The sequence below is a fragment of the Colwellia sp. TT2012 genome (assembly GCF_001440345.1).
Classification (GTDB): domain Bacteria; phylum Pseudomonadota; class Gammaproteobacteria; order Enterobacterales; family Alteromonadaceae; genus Colwellia.
The window spans coordinates 676,824-700,534 of sequence record NZ_LJYX01000017.1; the positions used below are offsets into that span (position 1 = coordinate 676,824).

Consider the following 23,711-nt stretch of genomic DNA (forward strand, 5'->3'; position numbering starts at 1 on the left):
TTGTTATATACTCAAAATTTAATCATAAAAAAACCAGCAGTATCAATAAAAGATATGCTGGTTTTTAGTTGCACTATGTAACTTAACGCTAAGCGTTTAAATTAAATGCTAACCTTTTTTCTCTTAGCTGTGTCAACAATAAAGTTTTTCCAACTCTTGGCAGATTTACGAGTACCTGGGTATTTCATTGCTTTTTGAATAGCCGCATATGCTTGCTTGTATTTCTCAAGATAGAAATACGATTCAGCAATGCTCATATGAATTCGACCTTGATTAGATATATCAAGTTCAATGGCTTTCTTTAAAGCAACAATAGCTTTAGCAAACTGTTCATCTTGTTTTAACAACATACCTTCTTTACGATAATGTTTAGCCTTGTTCGTCATTTTGGCTAGTTCACCATAATAACTTGCTGCTTTATCGATATGTTGTGCAGAATGCCAAGCATTAGCTAAAGTAGCGATATTTGTATCGTCACGTTTAACTTGACCCGAAGCAATATGTTTTTCTAACAACTTAGCAGCCTTAAAAGGCGTTTCAGATTGTGAGTATAAACTTGCTAGTGTCTTTATCTGACCTTCTTTATTCAAGTGACCAAGTTTATAAGCTAAGTCCAGTGTTTGTACCGCTTTATCATAATCCTCGATGAGTAAATAAAACATTGGTAATTGTGTCCACCATTGCTTATTTTCGGGGAAAAGTTGTATTACCGTCTCTAAAACATTAACCGCTTCCTTATACTTTTTAAGTTCATAGAAAGCAGTAATTTTCAAAATATACGGGTTTTGATTATGCTTATCACCAAAAGCAGCAATGGCTTTATCAGCTGGTTCAATCACTTTATCTAATTGCTGTAATGAGTAATACGCATTAGCAATTTTAATATAGGTTTGACCATCTTCTTTGCCAGTGAAGTCCATCCAAGCATAATAACTCGTCAACGCACCTTTATAGTCTTTGGTTTGCATTTGCATATCACCCAATAACTTTAAAGACTCGCTATGATCTAATGCATTAAGCAGATCAGGTTCTATAGCTAATTTAAGATAGTCAATGGTTTTTTGCTCATTATCACCTAACGTAGCGTACATAACCGCAATCATACGGGCTACATAAGCTTTGTCATAAGATTTTGAAGCAGATATATCTAATAAAATAACCAGAGCATCTTTGACATTATCTTCACTATAAGCTTCAAAAGCTTTCTGCACTTTTTTACCTACACGAGGACCAACTAGATGAGTCTTACGCTTCTTTTTCTTCTCAACTTTTTCTGCACCAGCCGCTTCTGCATAATTTGCAAAGGGAGCTTGCGCAACAAGTAGTGAAGCGACAATAACTAGAGAAGTCGATAATTTTTTAAGTTTTAAGTTTTTAAACACTAATTTATTAAACATAACTATTAACCTCCCATTTTAAAGTCAAGTTGCACGGTTAAGCCTTTTTGTTCTAAAGGTACACCATCAACAATTTTTGGCTTGTATTTCCACTTCCTAAGTGCACGTCGAGCTTCTTTATCGAAGACACGCTTAGGTTTAGCTTCAAGTACTTTAACATTTTCAACACCACCAATTTTATTGATAGTAAAGGAAAGAATAACGTAACCTTCTTTACCATCTCGAGCAGCTTGAATCGGGTACTTTGGTTCAATACGTACAATCGGTGTAGCATCGCCATCACGTCCTATTCCGGCTCCAGGAGCAGACAAGCCCGTTGACGCACTTGCCATCTGTACACTCGGCATATTGAAGTTTAAACCATCAGTATTATTGCTGGTTTCAGGCTCCGGTGTTTGCTGCTTCGGTGGCGTTTTAGGCGGCGGTGGCGGCGGTGGTGGTACACGGCGACGCTGTTGTGCTGCTGACTTTGGCGGCGTAGTATTTACTTCTACAATAATACTCTCTAACTGGTCGTCCTTGGTTCTATCTCCTGTAGAAACAAGGAAGGCCATAAAAGAAAATAAGCAAAATGTAACCAAAGCGCCTAGTAGTATCGATCCTAAAAAGCGAACCATATTACTACCCCTTCGCAGCCGCGATAGAAATTCGGTCTATGCCAGCGTCTTTAATTGCATCCATTACCGTAACAACAACACCATGTTTGGCATTTTTGTCAGCTTGAATGATAACAACATCGGTCGGTTGCTCAGCAAGTAATTTTTCAATTCTTGCGCCAACACGTTCAATGTCCACTCGACCTTTATCTAACCAAATTTCACCATTCTCTTTGATTGCAATAAAGATATTGGCATTTTTTTGCTTGGTTTGATTCGCCGCTTTAGGTTTATTTACTTCAATACCAGCTTCTTTAACAAAAGAGGTGGTTACGATAAAGAAGATCAGCATGATAAATACGATGTCTAACATCGGTGTCATATCAATCATTGCTTCTTCGTCCTCACGGATTTTTCTACGTGACATGATTAGTTCTCTCTAGTGATGAGGTAAACTGTCAACCAGTTTAGCCTTTGCTAGTTTAAGTTTAGCGTCTAGTCTTGTACTAAAAAACACACCTGATAACGCTGCTACCATACCCGCCATTGTCGGAATAGTTGCTTGCGATATACCAGCGGCCATTAGTCTCGGATTACCTGTACCTTGCTCTGCCATGACTTCAAATACGCCAATCATGCCGGTTACTGTTCCCAGTAAGCCGATAAGAGGACACATAGCCACTAAGGTTTTAATGGTAATCATATTTTTTTCGAGTAATTCTGCTGCTTCGGAGATCCAAGTTTCTCTAATTCGATGTGCATACCAAGACGTAGTGTCTGTACGAGCTTCCCAATTAGAGATAATACTTTCTCTAAGTTTTGGGTACTCTGATGTTAAGAACCAAAAGCGCTCAATCATCAGTATCCACATTAATAAGAGTGCGAAGGCAACAGCGTAAAGTACGTTACCGCCAGTCGCAATAAAACCCCTGACAGATTCCCAAAGCTCTATCAGGAATAACATTATTTAGACCCCTTCTCAGCAATCGCCGCAATTAACCCTGCGCTTTGCTCGTCTAGTTTTTGTAATACTGACTTACTCTTACCGGCAACAACTGAATGGATTAAGATAAGTGGCAATGCACAAATCAAACCTAATGCTGTAGTAACAAGCGCCAGAGAGATATCACCCGCCATAATTTTCGGGTCACCCGTACCAAATAAGGTAATGGTTTGGAAAGTCATGATCATACCGATTACTGTACCTAATAGACCCATAAGCGGGGCAATAGCAGCAAACATTTTGATTAAGTTAACACCACGGTCAACTTTTGGCGTTTCACGAAGGATGGCTTCATCAAGTTTTAATTCTAATGTTTCAGCATCTACATTTTGATTATCATAGAAAACTTTAAGTAAACGACCTAGAGGGTTGTTTTCATTAGGTTTATCAAGATTTTTCTCTTGAGTTTTAATGCGAGAGGTCATACCACCTAAAACGATTAAACGCTCAGCAGCAATAAGAAGACCGACAATAAATAATACTGTGATAGCGTAACCAACTTCTTTACCTTCATGGAAAAACTCTTGAACAGTTTTCTTACGTGTTTCTAAAGCTAAGATAGCACCACGTGAAGGATCAACATATACAGGGGCATAACCAGAAGTAATAGTGAAGAAATCAGCTGCTGTTTCGGCAATGAAACCTGCTGGTTGCTTAGGTAAAGGTTGAACTTGACCAACTTCATCGTTATAAGTTAAAAAACCTGTTTCAGAAATTAAGTTAAAGGCACCAATACGGATGATTGTTTCCGTAGATTTAGTACCATCAAGTTTAGTTACTTCCACACTAAAACGAGAAACCTTACCAGATTCAGTCATTTCGGTTTGTAAAGCAAACCATAATTCTTCTAAATCGCTTAAACTTGGGATTTCTTTAGAGTTAGCGATACGGTTAAGTGCAGCACCACGATTAGGAAATTCAGCACTAACAATAGAAGTACTGATTTGACCATAAGCATTGGCAGCCGCAGCACGACTCACACCAAACATTTCACCTAGGGTGCCAGTTGCATTGTCTAATTCAACTTCTTTTTGCCCTAAGGTAATTTCATTTGCCGCATAGGCTTTCGTTAAACGTTTGTTACGCGCTTCCTGACTCAACAACTCTTTTTTTGCTGTATTTAATAAGGCTTGCTTATCACTACGAGCAGATAAAAATTCAGCTTCACGTTTTTTATCAAGTTTTGCTTCAGATACACGATCAGCTTTTACTTGCTTTAACAAGTCATCTAACGAGTTAGCTTGTGTGGTTGTTACCATGCCTACCGTCATAATCGCTGCAAGGGATAAGAAATTAATAATTTTTTTCATTATTTTGCTCCTGCTGCAAATACTGGTAATTTAGTTAAATCCATTGGCAATTGTTTTTTCGCCATACGAATTGCATCAGTAATAGGTTTTAAATATTCATCACCTAACTCTTCCCATGCGCGACTTTTATTATTCCATAACCAAGATTGTTTAGCATCAAGAGACTGTGCAACCAAAGCAATACGACCCATATGGACGAAATCAGTAGTTAAAGTACGACTACCTAAATCAAGTTCGCCTTGATACGCAGCAAAAATAGTACCGTAACCGGATTCAATTTCATAAGCTTCAAGGACTAGACGAAACTGCTCAGAAACGGTTACATTTGAATCTTCCATTACGTTACGTAAATTAGCAACACGCTCTTTACGAAGTACTAGATTCATTGGTACATCTAATTCAATGAATTGTTCAAGCGAATCAATCATTTTGTACATTAATGGTACAACACCTTGCTTGATTTTATCGATACTATCAATTTGTCTTTGCAACGAAACAAGAGTGCTTTTTTGATCGTCAACCATACGTTGTACATGGTCGTTATAACCACGTAATACGTCAGCAGAATCAACAGTATTACGGTATTCAGCAAGAAGTTCTTGCGTTTGCTCGTAAATGTTATTGACTTTAGCTTGTGACTTTGCAGATTGCTTGAAGATTTTCGCTTCAGCATATTGAAGGTCTGTTAGTGCATCAGCAGCAGCGATGTTGCTACCAGCTAGTGCTAGTGCGCCAACCATCGCTGTGGCGATAAGGCTTTTCTTACTTACTTTGGACATAGTTCCCAACCATTGCTATTTTAATCTTAATAACAAAATATTTGTTATCACGAATATAAAAGTCTGTCTTTTTTAAAATGTAACTTTTTATGAATACAACTGAGCAATAGTCCCAAATGACAGCAAGGCTGTCAAGGTGAGACTTTAAAACTTGCGGTATTATATTTTAGTGTTAACCACTTGATTGACACTAAACTGTATCGTTTTGCTAACAAAATTACTCAGCTTAGCTTAATAAGCTGAGGGACAAAAATTTTGTAGAAGTATGTTTTACTAACATCTTCGTAGTAAGTCAAATTTATTTCAATAAATTGGTGTTTAAATATACACTTTCTATGTGTATCATCGATTTTGACTAATTTAGAGAGGAAACTCATATTGAACGTCACTAACAAAATATATAAATATATAAATATGCCATTGTAAACCTTCAAGCTGATGATAACCAAAGGGTGCTTTAGTACTTACTTTGTTTAAATCAGCCTTTATTTTTACTTATTCTTTGCACGGTAAGCCAACTGTCAATTTTAATTTTAATTTTAATTTTAATTTTAAAACAATAATTATCTAAAACCGACTTGATCTCAATGGAATAAATAGGCTAAACCTCAGTATCTACTTTAATTCGCCCATAGGTATATAGAGAAAAATTGATGTTTTCTATCTTTTATCGATGACCAGATAAACTTGCACGGTGGAGGTTGCGTAAAACTTTATAGCAAGAGATACTTGATTGTAATATAAAGCACATTATCGCCATTTTCGTTGATAGTCAGAATCCCATGATCTTTCTGAAAATAGATCCTGCCTCGAACAATGATAAACATATTACAGATGGTATGTTATTAACATAAAAAAAATTAACGCTAAAGTTTAGTTTATATGAGCAAAACTTATGCTTTTCTATTTTGCTCTATTCAAATCAGTCATAGTACTGACTCTAGTATGCATTAAATATTTTTTAAGCTGTTTTTAACCCAATGATATTAATGGCTGAGACTATCATCGAGTTAGTTACTAGAAATAAGCTAAAATGCTACCCCTGATTATTTATTATAAGAATATATGTGGTGAAGTTAGTCATCATCTAATGCATCAAACAAAGGCTGTAAATGCTCTTGGTACTTATGCCAAAGACCTACAGAACTGGTATAGATTGGCTTACGTACTTGTACTGCGCTAGCCGTAGTGATCGTCGATTTACTTTTATTAAATTTAAGACATTTACTCTGCCAATCTAAATCACAAGTAGCAATTAACTTTCTAATTTCAGGCTCTGGATTACTAACCAAGGATTCGTAATGTACATCATAAATAGTATCAGGAAAAACATCATGCCAATGCTTCATCAAACGGCGGTACAAATTGTGAAATTGACCCAATGTTGTTAAATTGTAGGCAAAACGATAATTATCAGTGGTAAAATTCTTCTTATATATAGAAAGACAATTATCTTTTGGCTCACGAACACAATGAATTATTTTTGCATTAGGCAATGCAATTTTTATCAAGCCAATCAATAACATGTTAAATGGTAATTTATCGGTTATATAAGCAGAGTCTTTATTCAATTGTTCTATTTGTTTAAGATAACTATGACCGACATTTTCTAACTGTTTTTTTGAATAGGCATTTAGCGGTGCAAATAAAAAACCAGTTTCCTCAGTCAAAAACTGATTTGTGCCAAGTTTGAAAAAATAATCGAGCTCTCCTGCGCCATGTACCTCGGTATGCGTAGCTAATATCTTTTCGACCAAAGTAGTGCCTGAACGCGGCATACCGACGATAAAAATTGGCTTAGCTGAGTTATCAGCTGACAACTGGAGTTTTGCTATTGCCTCCTTATTGAAAGTTTTCATAATGTTATTTATAAAAACCTGATCAGATTCAATAGTATAATTATATCTGTTAAACCTCAGTGTATTGCCTTGTTCTAGATACTTAAAAGCTTCAACAAAATCGTCAACATCTTCATAGGCTTTCGCTAAAGCAAAGGAAAGTTGAATTTTGTTTTCTGTTGGTAATTTGTCTCTCTGGTGCTGTTCCAGCATTAAAGCAATATGACTATCCTTTTGATCAGTATACTTATAAATAGAAGAGTAGGTTAAATGTGCCTCTGAATAGCCTGGTTGTATGGTAAACGCTTGTTGATAATACGAAGATGCCTGCGAAAATTCCCCCTGTGACTTAAATATATTACCCAACTGGTAAAGTGCCTTAACATTTTTCGGATTTTCAGTAATCAATTGTTCAAATATAACTTGAGCCTTACTTAGTTTCCCTCTTGTGACCAAAACTTGACCAAGATAATCTTTTGCTTCCAGTAACCCTGGCTCAAGTTCAATAGCTTTTCGACAAGCTTGCTCACTTTCCCCTAACTTTCTGAGCTGCATTAATGACATGCTCAAGCTCAGATATCCCATAGCAAATTTAGGATTTTCAATAATTGCTTTTTGATAGTAGCTGATTGCTTTGATAAAGTTTCGTTGAGACCTGCAGATATCACCTAAGCCCGTCAATGCACCAATAAAGTTTGGTGCTAGTTTTAACGTATATAACCAAAGTTTCTGTGCTTCGTTTATTCGGTTTGACATGGCACAAATAAGTGCTAATTGTGAATATACAGAAGGTAAGTGTATATTTTGTGCCATTAGATTTCTATATAATAATTCTGCTTGTTTAAAGTCACGACTTGCCTGAGCCTTTTCAGCCCGAATTAAACATTCGTGCTGTTGACTAGTAATCGTTGTACTAGCGCTAGCAGCATTGTTATTGTTATTGTTATTGTTATTGTTATTCATGATTTAAAGTAACTTTATGTCCGACTTAAGATTAAAGGCCATATTTTAGTAAATATAGATTAAATTAATGCTAGATTTTTTAAGCAATGTTGATAGTTTTTCCATCTACCTGACGCGCTTTTATACAATGGCTGTCTGACCTGCCAAACACTTGCTGTCTTGACTTGGTTTTCAACTTGATGAAATTGCAAGCAACTGTTTTCCCATGGCAAGTCAATAAATGACAACAAATTTTTAATATTGCTCTCAGGCTCCTCTACTAGCTCATCATAATTAAACTCGTAAATATCTTCAGCAAATAAAGTTTGCCAATGATTCATTAATTTTTCTTGCTGCTGATAAAAATGAATAGTATTTTCAAGTTTAGTGGCATATGCCATTGATGCGCCTAGGCGCAGAAAAAACACCGATAAACAGTTATCTAACATGGACCGCCGTGTCCAAATTATTTTTGCTTCTGGCATTAAAGTCTTAATAACACCCAAATATAAGAAGTTATCAGGGCGTTTATCCGTTAACAGATTACCTTTTTTTCTAAATTGGTTAATTTCTTTAAGATATTCATCCAACATATTTTCTTTATTAATCGTTAAATATTCACTGACATTACTTGGATAATCTGCACAATTATTGACTATAGTGCGATGAAAAAATTCTTGCTCTCCACCGATACTTATTTGTGAGTGACCAGCCAAAATTTGCTCACATAAAGTAGAACCAGAGCGGAACATGCCACAGATAAAAATAGGTGCCTGACAGTCAGCATGACTACCTTGTTTATTTACTGGCTGCTTAAGAGTTTCAAACCAAGATTTATTAAACGTATTAATTACCTTATTTACATATACTTCATGAGATTTTTTATTGTATTGCGGTAAAATTTGTTGATCAAGGTTATTGGCTTGTTGGTAAAAATCAAATGCTAAAAAATATTCACCGCAGTCATCATGTGATTTCCCGAGTGCGTAGGCAATATTTATTTTATTTGACAATGAGATATTATCTGAATGATAAACATTGGCCATTTTTGATATTAAATCATCTGTCTTTTGACTAATTTTATAAATATCAGCTTGTCTAGCTAGCGCGTCATAGTTCTGAGGGTTTTTGTTAAAAGCGGCTTTAAAAGAACTGATTGCTTTTTCTTTATTACCTAGTTGTTCATAAACATTCGCTAAGTTATATAATAATGAATCCTGATCTGGGTAGATGCTGATAGCATGGGTCAAAATATTAATAGCTTTATCAGGGTCGGATAAGTGTTCACTATAAATAATTGCGATATTTAAATAAACTTCATATTGATCATTAATACCTAAATTCAGCACTTTATTATAATACACAAGGGCTTCATCGAACTTCCCAGCCAATTTCATATAGTAAGCACAATTAAATAATAACATAGGATTTTCTGTTTGACTTTGGGCTAAATCTAAATAAATTGAAGCAACATCAAACCATCTATTTTGCTGACAGTATAGTTCGATTAGAGAATTTGCATAGTGATCTGAACCGGGTTGTATTGTCAGTAATATTTTTAGGTGTTTTTCTGCTAATGTGAGATTTTTTGTCTTAAAAGCAAGCTTAACCATCACTTGATGAGCCTGTATGTCATTAGGACTTTTTAATAAAAGTTTATCTAAAACACCACAACCTTCTAATGCTCTATTTGCATTTAATAACCTAAGTGCTTCATTAACTGTTAATTCACGTTTCATTGTCTATTTTAGAATACTTTAAAATTATAAATAAAAAAACGGCTAACTTTTCAGTTAGCCGTTATATTTAGTAAATCAAATATCAATTAAAATTGAAGTGATACACTTGCGTGAAGGTAACGACCTATTGGGTCATAAAATGCGCCAGTATTAAGAGAGCCACCTGTTAATGGCTTTTCTTTATCTAGAACATTGTTAACACCTAAACGAAGTGTAACGTTGTCACTTACAGTATAACGACCGGCAATATCGAAATAAGTTTGTGAATCGATTTTACCACCATTACCGACTAAGAGTTGATCGGTCTCTCCGTCGTATTCAACTTCACCGTAGTAACGTAATTTAAGATTGATTCCAAAATCTTCGTAGTCATAGTTAGCATTTATCACCGAACGCCATTCAGGCTGCGGGAAACACTTGCCATTAAACTGACCACTACAATCATATACAGCTTCTTCATTACCTGGTAAAGGCGTATATTCTTTGGTCATCATATAGGTAGACATCAAAGTTACGCTAATTGCGCCACCCAAAGCTTCAGTGTTATATGCAGCGCTAAAGTCTACACCTTCCCACTTACGACTTGCTAAGTTAATGTCAGTCGCTTGAACAAAACCTGCTTGTCCTTGCCAAAGGTTACCTGTTGGTGAACGGGTGATGTTATCACAAAATGCTGCATTACCTGTTTCAGAACATTGATCAATCGTAAGTTCTTCATTAATACTGCCGATAACTTCATCTATTTCAATTGACCAGTAATCCACTGAAAAATCAATTTCATCAGTTATTTGACCAACAACACCAAAGGTGTAGGTGTCAGCAATTTCAGGTTGCAAGTCTGGGTTACCACCAGTGACACTATTGTATTGACCTGCAGGACTTTGAGAAATATTACCATATTGAGCTGCCGTTACACCACTATTAGCACATTGTGCTGCACTATAATTAGGAGTTGCACCAGAACAGTTATCAACACCAGTCCATAAACCTATGCTTTGAACAGCAAACAATTCGCCGATGTTTGGTGCGCGTACAGCACGGTTGTAGCTAGCACGAATTTTCCAATCTTCGATTGGAGTCCAGTCAAGTGCAACTTTATAGGTTGAATCACCACCGGTGATATCATAGTCAGAATATCTGTAACCTAAATCAATGGATAAAGATTCTACCATTGGAGCATCAGAAATTAGAGGGATATTAACTTCACCGTAAATTTCTGCAACTGAGAAACCACCCTCAAGTGGATCTGAAGGCCCGCCCATCCCCGTCAATGCACCTAAAGCAATGATTTGATCTGGAACATATTGATATTCTTCTTTGCGATACTCTACACCAATAACAAGGGCGATAGGGCTATCTGCTGAAGGCACTGTTAAATCTACTTCACCCGTAGCATAAGCGGAGAAAATAAATTGGTCAGAGAATGCTACACTTTGACCAACAGCAGTCAAACTATTAGCTTGCTCTGCCGTTACGCCTTGGTAAGTAAATACTTGATAAGGTATACAACCGTCAATAGTTGCACAGTCTTTACCATCACCATTTACCGCTGCAATTACGTTTGGACGAGACAAATCGTTAATTGAAATATCAGCGCTAGTTGCAGACCCATATTGGATTGATGCATCGTAAGTCCAATCATCATTTAATTCACCATTTGTACCTATGACAATACGGAAGGAATCATGCTGAATGATACTTGTACGTGGACCACCTTCAACGTTACGTTTACCAATGTATGCACCAAATTGGTCACCGGTACCAAGACCAAAATTGTCAGTTAAATATTGACGTGCTACATCAGAAATTAATGGATTGTCATAATCTATGACAATATTATCTGCATAAAAAGTACCTGACTCAGCAATTTGTGCCTTAGTTTGGTCACGCATGTACATTAATTCCATGTATGGATTAAATGTATCATTAATTTCGTAATTCAAAAAAGTACCGAAAGTAAATTTTTCATCCGGGCGCATAAAGTGATTAATAGGTTCATAGTTATAAACGTTATCCGCACGGTCTTCACTAAAACCACTATCTGGTGTTAATTTAACCCATTGCTGTTGATCGAAGTCATAATTACCATCTGCATCAATTGGTGTGATAAAGAAATTTGGTATTACTGCAGTAGAAGAACCGTTACAACTTGTACCTGAAGCACTCAAAGCACATGCTGAGTAATCACGAGCGCCTTTACGAAGTTCTGTGGTTTTCTTCCAAGTTGCGAAGGCTACGGCATGACCTTTACCGTCTGCAAAGTCACTACCCATAGTAATATCGATGCCAAATGTCTTGCCATCAATACCTGAACTACCTGTAGGAAAATCAAAGTTTTTCTGCGTCATTAGATCTTGCATATACGCGTTATCATTATTATGTTGATAACCAGAGCCATTAAGGTCAATTCTGACACCCTCAAAATCATCATCCATCACAAAGTTAACAACACCTGCAATCGCGTCTGAGCCATAAACAGAAGAACCACCACCAGTCATAACTTCAACACGCTTGATTAATGCACCAGGTATTGCATTAACATCAGCAGCACCTGAATCACCGCCACCGGGTTGCATACGACGACCATTAATTAGTACTAGTGTGCGATTAGAACCTAAACCACGCAAATCAAGGCTACCACGACCAGAAGCTCCATTTGCTTGGAAAGCGGTAGATGCGGCTTCAAGTTGAGGTAAGTTATTTAGCATGTCTTCAACACGAGTAAAACCTGCTATTTTCATGTCTTCAGCGCTTGTTATATGAATGGGACTAGAAGTTTCCATATCAGCACGCTTGATACGTGAACCTGTTACTTGGATTTTTTCTATTTCTTCTAGGCCTTCATCAGCTGCTGCGAAAGTTGGAGCTGAAATTGCTACGGCAGCGCCGGCACCAAACATCATCGCTAAACGTATGGCTTTAGCTACTTTACTATTGTTATACATGTTTACTCCCTGGATCACATAAGTGATTGGTTGTTTATTTGTTTGTTTTTTATTTTAAAAAGACTCAAGGCTATGCTGCCTCGTTTATCTTTTATCAAGTCGTATGACCTGATCTGTCGGTTAAGATAGTAAACGGGAATTACTTGAATCGTCAACACTATTTGCAACCAAATGGTAATCTTTTTAACAAAACGATACAAATGGACACATTTTGACTAATTTATACTACTACAGTAATAAATCACTAACCATTTGTTTTTAATATTTAAAAAAACATAGGGCTGAGTATATTTAAGCAAATGAATTGATTTTAAAATATAATATAAAAAAAACCAATCAACATTTACACTTTAGCAACAAGTACATATTTCCCTTTATTAACAGTAACTTAAAGCTTACCCCTCTAATGACTTACTTTTTTCATTTAAATTAACCTTTTAACAAAAAAAATATAAAATCATCATTATCAATTACTTAAATACAACAAAACTCATACCGTACATTTATAATTACAAAAGCGTTTTTTTTAACCTATGATAAATTAACACTCATGCAACATTTACCTATCTATTTTAGCGCTAGATACTATTTTAGCTTTACTATAATCTACGCTATAATTATGCCCCACATGACTTAACAGCTCGCTATATGAATAAAAATAGACATGAAATGGCTATTCAGCGCCTAACAACTCTACTTGAGCATTTATCTGTACAGGCAAAACAAACTGACCTATTAAACACTAAACATAAATCCCATCACCTTATTGAAAATAATAATCTATTTTCTCAACACCTATTTAGTACCGAAAGTGATAAATTTTCACCCTACGCTAAAGAAGTAACAAAACGCTTAAATGAATTCTCTCGGCTGTACCGCTCAAGTGCAAACAATGAGAATAAAGCAGAAATTGCTTTATCATCGTTACTAAAAATTGAACAACAAATTGCTGCTTTAATGAAAGCGATAGAGGCAAACCAAGCAATGCATCACGCGGCCCAAGTTAGCGTCGACGCGAGGAAAAGAGTCCGGATAAAAGCAACGAAATCTAGGCAAAATGATAGCTATAATAAAATGGCAAAAGAAGTTTTACTCTCAAGTCATCAACTGCATCAGCAACTTAGTGAACATCATGAATTCGAAAGAAGGCTAATGGTGATGATTACTGAACGAGAGCGGCAACGTATTCAAAGTAAAGCCAGTAATAGTGACAAGCTTTCACAGGAAGTACTGGCTTTACACCAACGTTTAGGACGATGTCGCAAGGCTATTTCAGCCATTGAACATAATATTGAACTTGCCCAAAAGAAAAACCTTAGATAACAATAAGAGCTTAACCTGATATATTCGCATTTTGTTTTAACTAAGGTTACTCTTTGTCTAAGCTCTATTGAACCGTATTATTTTCTTCACTATATAAAAGGGGTTTTATGAAAATTTCAGAGGATATTCATAACTATTATGAAAAATTAGTTATGCAACATTTTTTCAAAGCAAAATTTGATGATAAATACGATGAAGATTTTATTGCAGATTTAACCTGTGTGGTATTAAACCAGTTGCCTACTCGTTATATCCGTCATGAGGTTGATATGGCTTTTTATTTGCCGCCATCGGAGCGTTTCGACATGGAGAATAAAGTCAAAGAAGCTATCGCTAAGGCGCTTGCTTTTATGCAAGTGAATAGAAAGGAATAATAGTAGAGAGAGGTTGGGTGGCGACCCAACCAGCCACACCTCGGCACATGAGTCGTCTGCTGCGGTTGCTTCCTTCCGGATCTGGCCGAGTTCACAGAGTATCATTGCGAGGGGACCGAAAGGGTCACCATAGAGGCTTTAAAATAAATAACATCTTAAAGCGGCGCAAATTATCGCTAAAGCTAAGTAAATTTGCAAGCATAAGTTGGTAAAAACTGACTGTTTGCTTATTTTTCCATCTCTACACTAAAATTATCGATCCTTAGGTACTTATTTAGCCCGTTTTTTAGCCAGCTTTTCATCCACCTCTAATAACACCGATTTAATAATTAATAAATTTTCTTTACCTATACGTAGTAGAAGTTTGTCACTATCATCTAGCGCTTCCAGTTGCGGATCATGATACTTATACATAACACTGCTACGTGTTACATTCATTGCTGATTTAGGTAACTCCATATCGAGTACCCGGGTTATAGCGTCTTGCAAGGTATAAGAAAAATCATCTTCATAGCCAAGTTCACTATACGCTTCATCAATTAATGGCTTAAGGTCAACATACCATTGCACTAAGGTTGTGCTATCAACTGAACGTAATAGGTCGACATAGATGTCAAATCGTTTACTGGTATCTTCGTCCCACTGCCAAACGTTTTTCTCGCCATCTATATTGGTTGATTGCTCATCAATAGCGAATTTTACTTGAGGCTGAATAAAGGGGCTATGTTCATAAGCCAGTAGGCCCTGAGCAAAATTATCGGTAAAAACTACAAAACGGCGAATTATATCGTCAGTAATTAACAGTGATAATAACTCATTGCGCCAGGTTAATTCTGGTAATTTACCTTGAAGCCAAACATCACTTTCATCCAATGGCGGTAATGTCAGCGCAATAACCTGTTCGATATCAAGCGCTTTAACAGTTGCCGCCACCTCTTCGGTAACATCTGTTACCACATCAAGTGATACATCAATACTGTCATTAATTTCTTCCTCGTTGTGCCTTGTCGCAGAGATGTTGTCACCCTGCGCTAGTTCTAACAATTTACTTGAATCCACAGGGCGTTGTTCGGTTTTCCCTGTTGAAAATTGCCATAAAGCGACAGCGACTAAAACAATAGTCACGATAAATATAATCAATGGGCCGGTATTTTTTTTACTTTCGCCCCGCTCATTTAACTGTGTTGCTGCTACGTTTTCCATGGCTATCCAAATTATTTTGAGTTAATGCTAAGTAAACATTATTGCAACGCTTTTTGCCTCGTTATGCAACCATCATGTGCAGTTATTTTGCTTTTTATCGGTGTTTTTTGTTTTAAAGTGTCAATCACTTAACAATAGCCCATTGTTCTCTGGCCGAGATTTAATGCGTTAATATTATTAAAATGTTAGGGCTGTATAGTTTTCAGGGTTAAACTTACTTACTGGGCATCGGCCTGGTTTTCGGGTAGCGCTTTGATAAAGGCAGGCAGCTTATTACAGTTTTCAACCACTTGGTTAATTAGTGGATAAGCGCTCATATCAACCTTAAATCGATGGGCATTATACACTTGCGCGACTAAACAAATATCAGCAACACTTATTGTATCAGCAAAGCAATACTGCCCTGCACTAGCCGTTAATTGTTTTTCTATGGCTTTAAACCCTATGGCCATCCAATGTTCAAGCCATAGCTGTTTCGCCTCAGCGCTAATGTTTAGTGAGTTAGCTAAGTATTGTTGTACTCGTAAGTTATTCAGGGGGTGAACCTCACAGACTATATCCAAAGCTAAGGCCTGAACTTTTGCTTTTGCTTTTGCATCGCTTGGGTATAAAGCATATTTTGGCTTACTTTGCTCCAGATAATCAATAATGGCTAACGATTGGTTTAACGAAAAATCGCCATCCACTAAGGTTGGCACTAAATGGTTAGGGTTGAGTTCACTATACTCGCGGCCATGTTGTTCACCGCCATTTTTAACTAGATGTATAGAAATGGATTCAAAGGGTATATCTTTTAAATGCAGAGCAATCCGGACACGGTACGCGGCCGTAGAACGCCAGTAGCCATAAAGTTTCATCGTATTCCTTATATTGAGTTATTAGTCTTAAAAAAAATGCTAATTACCTGATTGAGTTAACGTCTCTAGTTAGCTCAAGTACTGATAATTAGCATTTACTTATACCCAAGCGACTTCAATATGCTCGTTTCAGGACACCTGAGCGACTCATGATCAAGGCGCGTATTTTATTCATGGTTGTTCCCTTAATTACATACGCAACGATGAACATGATTTGCTCAGATGTCCCCGTAGGGCTGGTTTAGAAACGCTTTATCCATCGTTATTGATTCGATAATAGAATAACTATTCTCTTCAATCAATGCCTTGCCTAAAGGCGTTTCTCATTCCAGCTCAATCCTGCATTTTGAGGTGGCTTGGGTATATATTTAGTTAAAGTGGTTTTAGCTTAAAAACTACTGTGCTTTATATTCAACAACTTTTTGGTCAATGGCACCAAAAATACTGCTACCTTCATTATCAAACATCTCAATGCGTACGGTATCACCAAAACTCATAAAGGGTGTCACAGCTTTGCCATCGGCAATAATCTCTAACATACGAATTTCAGCTAAACAGCTTGATCCTGCTGAACGGTCGTAGTTTGAAATAGTACCAGAGCCTATAACACAACCGGCTGATAATGGCCGTGTTTTGGCTGCATGAGCAACAATGGTTGGAAAATCAAAGGTCATGTCTACACCACAGTTTGGCTGACCAAATAGCGCTTTGTTTAAATGGGTTGTTAACGGTAGGTGTAATTTTTTACCATCCCATGCATCACCTAATTCATCAGGTGTTACCGCAACCGGAGAAAAAGCACTTGACGGTTTAGCTTGGAAAAAGCCAAAACCTTTCGCTAATTCACCAGGAATTAAATTACGTAAAGAGACATCATTAACCAACATAAGTAACTTAATATGCTTGGCTGCTTGCTCTGGTGTTGCGCCCATAGGAACATCATCAGTGATCACAGCGACTTCCGATTCAAAATCAATACCAAACTCTTCACTGGCAACGGCAATATCATCACGTGGACCAATAAAAGCATCTGAGCCACCTTGATACATTAATGGATCGGTCCAAAATGTTTCCGGCATTTCAGCATTACGCGCTTTACGCACTAACTCAACATGATTTACGTAGGCACTAGCATCAGCCCACTGATAGGCACGAGGCAATGGTGATTCACATTGATCTTGTTCAAAAACTAAGGTATCAGTGATTTCATTGTTATTTAGCGATTGGTAAATTTCAGCTAATTTTGGTGAAATTTCACTCCAGTTATCAATAGCAGCTTGTAAAGTTGTGGCAATATCACTGACCACGACAGCTTTATCAAGTGCGCGACTAACAACAACGAGTTGACCGTCGCGTGTATTATTTTTAAGTGTTGCTAATTTCATTGTTAAACCTTTTAATTATATTAAATTATAACTGTAATATTTATCGATACATTTAAAGTATAAAAGTATGGTACGAATTTTTCACCTGACAACCAAGCTATAGGGCCAGCTTATTCACTAACCGTACGGCATAATTTCTTTACGGTTATTATTACACTGCTAAGACACTTGTTTTACGCCAAGTAAGTGTCTTAGCCGTTATATTTTAACTGTTTTTTTATTAATATCGTATTCACGTAATTTATTAGCGATTGCGGTATGGCTAAGGCCAAGTTTCTTAGCAAGTTGTCTGGTGCTTGGGTAAGCTGGATAGAGCTTACGTAACAGATCAGCTTCAAATTTTTTCACTGCCGCATCTAGTGTGCCCTCAAACTCTTGCTCTAAATAGCCATGTTCGCGGGTATAAGCCGGTAATGCTAAGTGACTTATTTCGATTTCATCGCCCTCAAGCAGTGAAGCGGCCCGGGTAAGTACGTTTTCTAATTGACGGATATTACCTGGCCATGGGTAATGTTCAATAAAGTCACGACAATCATCGCTAACTTTAAGATGGCTGCGACCAATTTGATGAGCAGCTTTACCGATAAAAAACTCTACCAAGGGTAAAATATCGCTACGACGTTCTCTAAGGGCTGGTAATGTTAAACCAAAAGCATTGAGTCGATAATAAAGATCTTCTCTAAAGTCCCCGATTGAAACAAGGTTTAATAAATCCTTATTGGTCGAGCTAATGATACGCACATTTACGGTAACTTCTTGCTCTGAATCGACACGCCTAAAACTACCGTTTTGTATTACCCGCAATAGTTTACTCTGTAGTGTAGCTGACATTTCACCAATTTCATCAAGAAAAACAGTACCGCCATCCGCCATTTCAAAGAGGCCACGTCTACTTGATTCTTGATCTTTCTCGCCAACACCAAATAATTCAGACTCAGCGACATCATCAGGTAAAGCGGCACAATTTAAGGTCATAAAAGCATGCTCGGCACGCTTACTAGCACCATGACAAGCCCGTGCAAGTAACTCTTTACCGGTACCGGTTTCACCCATAATTAAAATAGAAGAATCGAGTGACGACATGCGCTTAGCTTCACGAATAACTTTTCGCATAGCACTTGAAGTTGCCTGAATACCTGAAAAAGTATTTTCTTTAGGCTGTTTAAAGGCATTCATTTGTTGACCAAGGCGCGCTTCAGATTTTAAAATTAACACGGCCCCGGCAAGTACACAGCTGTCATTTTCACCCGTAACATGAATTGGCATGATGTCAGCAACATAATCATCGCCTAGAAATTTTAACCGTCTAGTTTGCGCAAGTACATCCTTAGCATCTAACCAGCGATTAAAATTAAAACCTTTCAACCACAAGCTAATATGTTGACCGACAAGGGAATCTTCATCTTCACCAATAATGTTTGAGACTATGGTATTAACAATACGAACATTGCCTTTTCTATCGATTGAAATAAAGGGGTCAGGGAAGGTTTTAATTAAGGTGGCAAGTTCATTTCTTTCACGCTCAGATGGCATGTAAGGTGCTGTTTTTACATCACCTACTCCCTCAATCAAGCGTAATTGCGGCATAAAGGTTTGTAAGTCGGAAAAATCTAAATCAGGAATATTAATAAAAATACGCCCAGGCTGCATCAATTCAATACCACGTACATTAATGCCGTGTTCAACAAAGATACCTAATACTTTTTGTCCCATGCCAACACGGTCATGACAAGTAATTTCCAAACGCATTTCACAAGCCCTTAATCTAGAATTTAACAAAAGGGCTATTGTAAACTAATTTTTACGTTAATAAAGCACAACATTTACCAAGTTGAATTTTGATAAATGTCAGTACTTAAATTTGCTCTATATTTCACTTAAACAATAATGTAAACGAGTTACTTAAGTAAGTTATTAACCCAATTCATCGGTTTTAGCTGCGCAGATAAAATCATTTTTATGCAGCCCACCAATAGAGTGTGTCCACCATGTAACAGTAACCTTACCCCATTCAAGTAAAATAGAGGGATGATGGAACTCACTTTCTGCCAGCTCTGACACTTTATTGGCAAATGCCCAGGCCAACTTATAATTTTTAAATTTATATTCACGCTCAAGCATCATGACATTATCACGTACTTGTGGCACCCAATCTGGAATTAAGGCAATCAGTTCTTTCAGCTCTTCATCACTTACTTTGGGTGCATCGACGTGACAAGCTTCACATGCTTGACTCGCTAATATATCACTTGATTGTGCAGTCATTATTTATCCTTAGTGTTTTTTATTTATTTGCTACATTGCTTTTACTTGACTTATCCTAGCTGAATCATTAACTGGCTTGTTTTGTCTCAAATTTAGCTTCGTGCAGACCTAACCTTTGCGCTTTAGCAACTAACGCCATAATGTCATCAACTTCTAACTTTCGAATTTCATCTAAGTCAGATACTTTAGTCAGCAGGTAATATATAGGTTGCATAATATCGATACGATAAGGCGTTCTTAAAATATCTAACACATTAAAAGGTTTACGTTCCACCTCCGTATTGTGCATAGCGTATTCCGTTTCCCCTGGTGAGGACAATACACCACCACCGTATATACGCAGGCCTTTTGGCGTATCGAGCAAACCAAATTCAATAGTAAACCAATATAGGCGAGCTAAAAACACCCGTTGCTCTTTGCTGGCATTTAAGCCCATCTTGCCAAACGCTTCGGTGTAGTTGGCAAAAGAAGGGTTAGTTAACAGAGGACAATGACCAAATATTTCATGAAAAATATCTGGCTCTTGTAAATAGTCCATTTCTTCACGACTACGAATAAAGGTAGCAACGGGGAATTTCTTTTCAGAAAGTAGTTTAAAAAACTCGCCGAAACCGATTAAGGCCGGTACCGGGTAACATTGCCACCCTGTGGTTGCTTTTAAGACCTTGCTTACTTCATCAAGTTGCGGGATACGGTCGGTTGGCAAGTTTAATTTTACTAAACCATCATGATATTCATCACAAGCTTTATCTTTAATGCATGCTAATTGACGAGCAAACAACTCCTGCCAAATGGAGTTTTCTTCTGCTGACCATTGTATAAAGCCCTGTTCATCAGGTACTTTAGAAATATACTTTGTGCCTTTTGCCATAGTGGTAACCTTTCTTCTTAAGCGACTTTTGTTATAATATTTTAATGTAATAATTTTTATTGTTACTGCATTCATCTTAAGACATCAGGGTAGATAAAATAAAGCAACACAAAACGGTCAAAAAAACAACAAACACGTTTGTTGTACATGAAAGGTTACAGGAGTAATTACAGCCAGAGATTCCCTGGTTATTACGGTTTACTAGGACTGACTAACGCTTTAATTTGCTGAGTAATTTTTTTACGAACATGGCTTAATTTAAGTTTTTCTTCAAATGGAATTGGTCGACAAAGCTCCATCGTTTTAGCACCTAACCTAGCGGTTAACATGCCGGCACCTAGCCCTTGGGCGAATCGAGCCGAGAGTTTACCCATCAACTCGGCGCCCAGCATGTCACTACCAAGGTCTGCCACTAATTCACTAGCGCCAGCATAAGCCATATTAACAAACACTTGTTTTATTAACTTTATTCGACTCCAGTAGCCCAGCTTCAAGCCATACAGTCCTGCTATTTTATTTATCATGCGTAAATTGCGCGATAACATAATTAACATATCTATAAACGCTACCGGGCTTAAGGCAATTAAAACCACTGCTTCACTAGAGAACTTTGCGACTTCATTTAACGCTTTTTCATCAACTTTAGCTAATACCACCCGCGAGTAGAGCTGAACTAACTCACTAGAACTATGCTCTGCCGCCAAAGCATCATGCCAAACCTGCTGTTCTTTCGTACAATCAAATACCAAATCACAAGGTAGGTTGTCGCTAATATGGTTACAAAAATCTTTACCACGTTGATTCGATGATTCAGTATGCTGAACAGCATCTATTAATAACAGTTCCTTAGCTTGCTGTTTCATTTTCTGACGACTTTTGAACTGCTTAAGGCCAATAAATTCATGCCACAACACCTTACCAACCACCAAGGTCAATGAGGCTAATAACAAGGCATAAAGGCTAGTAATTATCGGAGAATTTTCAAAGCCAGCGATAAAGAAATCTACGGCTTCAATGGCAATTAAGGTGATAAATAAAGCGGTAATTATCCGCCATAGCCATGAATATTGGCCACCTTGCACGTTAGTAACACCTTGGTGTAGCTGTTCTCCATCAAGCTCTGCAGGTCTCAATTCATCTAGGTTACCTTCATCAGGGCTTAGCGGTAAATAGTCCTCATTAGTAAACAGAAGCTGTTCGGTTACCTTAGTACGAGTGTCTTTACCTTGATTATCACTTTGCTCAGCTAGGCTGTCACTCTCGCTAAAAAGTATTTGCTGAGCTAAGTTTTCTTTGTTTATGTTGTCTTTATTAGTCATATCATTTTATCGGCGAGTAAAAACTGTAACACTTGATCCATGCGAATATGTGGTAAACATTGATGTTTATTGAAACCCGATAAGGGAGCAAACGCGATAAAATTAAAGGTGTTCGAACGCCAATAATCTTCTTGCGGCAACTGATTGGGTACCGCCCCAGGAAACACCGTTATTTTTTGGCCAAACACTTCAGTTTCCTCTTTTCCCTCACGCTGAGCTAAACATTGACCTTGGATAACAGGGATGTCTGCCCCTCTATATTTACTGACACCTGAAGTTGTCGCTTTAACCGCAGCAATGGCTAAGGTTTGAATTTGTACGGCTTCGTAGCTTATTTTGTGTTTATTTTGGTGAATCAATTGGTTTAACAACGCCACCATAGGTGCGTGTTGCTCTGGGGTAACATGGTCGGCTTTAGTCGCGCAAAACAATAGTTTGTCAATTTTAGGGGAAAACAAGCGAGAAAACAGCCCTGATTTACCATAACTATAACTTTGTAGGATCATCGACATGGCAAGTTCTAAATCGGCAAAACTTTCTCTCCCTTTATTTAAGGGCGTTAAACAATCGGCTAAGACTATTTGTCGATCAAAACGCAGGAAGTGTTCACGATAGAATTTACGGACTACTTGTTCTTTATACTCAAGGTAGCGTGAACGTAACATACCAACAAAGCTATCATCAGCCGCATTTTGATAAGCAGCTTCATCAAGGTTTGCTAGTAAGGGGAAAAACTCTAAAATTGGCGCCCCTGCTAGCTCACCTGGTAATATAAATCGTCCAGGCTGTATTACCGATAAACCTAGGTCATAACGAAAAGTATATAAAAGCGCGGTATACTCTTGCGCTAGCTCCCCTAAGAGTTCCTCAGTAGCACAAGCTAATGGATCAATTTTTGCCAGTTTAGCCAAAAACCCCTTACTGAGCTCAGCCCGTGGCGCACTGGTCATTAAATCATACGTTTGCTGTGACCACTGTTGATAAGTTTGCTTTAGCATGGGTAAGTCAAGCAGCCACTCACCGGGGTAATCGGTAATATCTAAGGTTAATGTTGCCATATCTGTGGCGTATTTAAGTATTGAACTTTTCGGCTGATAACGAATAGACAAACGTAATTCACTAATACCATGTGTTGGTTCTGGCCAGCTGGGTTGCTCTGCTGTTAACGCAGAAATGGCTGCATCATAATCAAAGCGCGGCACATGAAAGTGTTTTTGCGGTACACGTTTAGCGGCGATAAAAGTGCCCTTGTGCACGGGATCAAAAAAACTAAGTTTTGTACCATTACCTTCATTGATTAGTTGATTTACCAAGGAAGTAATAAATGCCGTTTTACCGCTACGGCTTAATCCGGTTACCGCTAAAGTAACATGTTGATCGAATGTGCGACTCAGTAATTCATTAGCCTTACCTTTTAGATTGTTTTTCAACTTATCTAGACCACGTTTTTTTATGAATAATTTACTTATTAATGCCATAACGAATTGATAACTTATATATTAATATCTTATTTAAGAACCCTAGGATAATAAGGGCCTTTAAATAACATGACACCTTATTGATTG

The 23,711-nt window shown here is 37.4% G+C and carries 19 protein-coding genes and 1 other RNA gene; 2 read left to right on the top strand and 18 right to left on the bottom strand.

The features are described from left to right. Positions 1–101: 101 nt before the first annotated feature. The 9 genes from ASU03_RS12610 to ASU03_RS12650 form a co-directional block, all read right to left on the bottom strand. On the bottom strand, positions 102–1,397 hold the full coding sequence (locus ASU03_RS12610; RefSeq protein WP_057832119.1) for a tetratricopeptide repeat protein: 1,296 nt from the start codon (positions 1,395–1,397) through the stop codon (positions 102–104). A 5-nt stretch (positions 1,398–1,402) separates the two neighbouring features. Beyond that, entirely contained in the window at positions 1,403–2,014 is a 612-nt protein-coding gene (locus ASU03_RS12615; protein WP_057832120.1) for an energy transducer TonB, read from the bottom strand. A 4-nt stretch (positions 2,015–2,018) separates the two neighbouring features. Beyond that, positions 2,019–2,420 carry an ExbD/TolR family protein gene (locus ASU03_RS12620; protein ID WP_057832121.1) on the bottom strand — a complete coding sequence of 134 codons (402 nt, stop codon included), beginning with the start codon at positions 2,418–2,420 and terminating at the stop codon, positions 2,019–2,021. A gap of 12 nt (positions 2,421–2,432) precedes the next feature. Further along, a complete protein-coding gene (locus ASU03_RS12625; RefSeq protein ID WP_057181691.1) occupies positions 2,433–2,957 on the bottom strand; it encodes a MotA/TolQ/ExbB proton channel family protein in 525 nt (174 codons plus the stop codon). After that, on the bottom strand, positions 2,957–4,306 hold the full coding sequence (locus ASU03_RS12630; protein ID WP_057832122.1) for a MotA/TolQ/ExbB proton channel family protein: 1,350 nt from the start codon (positions 4,304–4,306) through the stop codon (positions 2,957–2,959). The genes ASU03_RS12625 and ASU03_RS12630 overlap by 1 nt, the downstream gene beginning before the upstream one ends. After that, positions 4,306–5,085, bottom strand: coding sequence for a DUF3450 domain-containing protein (locus tag ASU03_RS12635; protein WP_057832123.1), 780 nt, complete (start codon positions 5,083–5,085; stop codon positions 4,306–4,308). Before ASU03_RS12635 ends, ASU03_RS12630 begins: the two co-directional genes overlap by 1 nt. 1,076 nt (positions 5,086–6,161) lie before the next feature. Continuing rightward, positions 6,162–7,886 (bottom strand): tetratricopeptide repeat-containing sulfotransferase family protein, encoded by a 1,725-nt coding sequence (locus ASU03_RS12640; RefSeq protein ID WP_057832124.1) that lies wholly within the window; start codon positions 7,884–7,886, stop codon positions 6,162–6,164. Positions 7,887–7,945: 59 nt separating this feature from the next. After that, a complete protein-coding gene (locus tag ASU03_RS12645; protein ID WP_057832125.1) occupies positions 7,946–9,604 on the bottom strand; it encodes a tetratricopeptide repeat-containing sulfotransferase family protein in 1,659 nt (552 codons plus the stop codon). 86 nt (positions 9,605–9,690) lie between these two features. After that, the gene (locus tag ASU03_RS12650; protein ID WP_057832126.1) at positions 9,691–12,549 is read right to left on the bottom strand and encodes a TonB-dependent receptor domain-containing protein; all 2,859 of its coding nucleotides are present in this window, start codon (positions 12,547–12,549) and stop codon (positions 9,691–9,693) included. 648 nt (positions 12,550–13,197) lie between these two features. On the opposite strand from ASU03_RS12650, the gene priC reads away from it, so the two are divergent. Further along, on the top strand, positions 13,198–13,872 hold the full coding sequence (priC, locus tag ASU03_RS12655) for a primosomal replication protein PriC (protein WP_057832127.1): 675 nt from the start codon (positions 13,198–13,200) through the stop codon (positions 13,870–13,872). Positions 13,873–13,979: 107 nt separating this feature from the next. After that, the gene (locus tag ASU03_RS12660; RefSeq protein ID WP_057832128.1) at positions 13,980–14,246 is read left to right on the top strand and encodes a late competence development ComFB family protein; all 267 of its coding nucleotides are present in this window, start codon (positions 13,980–13,982) and stop codon (positions 14,244–14,246) included. Between the two features lie 24 nt (positions 14,247–14,270). Here ASU03_RS12660 and ffs read toward each other — a convergent pair. From ffs to ASU03_RS12700, 9 genes are all read right to left on the bottom strand, one after another. Beyond that, positions 14,271–14,367: signal recognition particle sRNA small type (ffs, locus tag ASU03_RS19985), an RNA gene on the bottom strand. A gap of 149 nt (positions 14,368–14,516) precedes the next feature. After that, entirely contained in the window at positions 14,517–15,449 is a 933-nt protein-coding gene (locus ASU03_RS12665) for a DUF3014 domain-containing protein (RefSeq protein WP_057832129.1), read from the bottom strand. 218 nt (positions 15,450–15,667) lie between these two features. Further along, on the bottom strand, positions 15,668–16,306 hold the full coding sequence (gene maiA, locus ASU03_RS12670; RefSeq protein WP_057832130.1) for a maleylacetoacetate isomerase: 639 nt from the start codon (positions 16,304–16,306) through the stop codon (positions 15,668–15,670). A gap of 395 nt (positions 16,307–16,701) precedes the next feature. Further along, positions 16,702–17,691 carry a fumarylacetoacetate hydrolase family protein gene (locus ASU03_RS12675; protein ID WP_057832131.1) on the bottom strand — a complete coding sequence of 330 codons (990 nt, stop codon included), beginning with the start codon at positions 17,689–17,691 and terminating at the stop codon, positions 16,702–16,704. Between the two features lie 198 nt (positions 17,692–17,889). Then, complete coding sequence (gene tyrR, locus ASU03_RS12680; protein ID WP_057832132.1) at positions 17,890–19,440, bottom strand: transcriptional regulator TyrR; 1,551 nt, start codon at positions 19,438–19,440, stop codon at positions 17,890–17,892. Positions 19,441–19,605: 165 nt separating this feature from the next. After that, positions 19,606–19,956, bottom strand: coding sequence for a 4a-hydroxytetrahydrobiopterin dehydratase (locus ASU03_RS12685; protein WP_057181739.1), 351 nt, complete (start codon positions 19,954–19,956; stop codon positions 19,606–19,608). A 67-nt stretch (positions 19,957–20,023) separates the two neighbouring features. Continuing rightward, on the bottom strand, positions 20,024–20,902 hold the full coding sequence (phhA, locus tag ASU03_RS12690; RefSeq protein WP_082627268.1) for a phenylalanine 4-monooxygenase: 879 nt from the start codon (positions 20,900–20,902) through the stop codon (positions 20,024–20,026). A gap of 116 nt (positions 20,903–21,018) precedes the next feature. Beyond that, entirely contained in the window at positions 21,019–22,146 is a 1,128-nt protein-coding gene (locus tag ASU03_RS12695; protein ID WP_057832134.1) for a YcjF family protein, read from the bottom strand. Next, positions 22,143–23,624, bottom strand: a complete 1,482-nt coding sequence (locus tag ASU03_RS12700; RefSeq protein ID WP_057832135.1) for a YcjX family protein — start codon at positions 23,622–23,624, stop codon at positions 22,143–22,145. Before ASU03_RS12700 ends, ASU03_RS12695 begins: the two co-directional genes overlap by 4 nt. Positions 23,625–23,711: the final 87 nt, after the last annotated feature.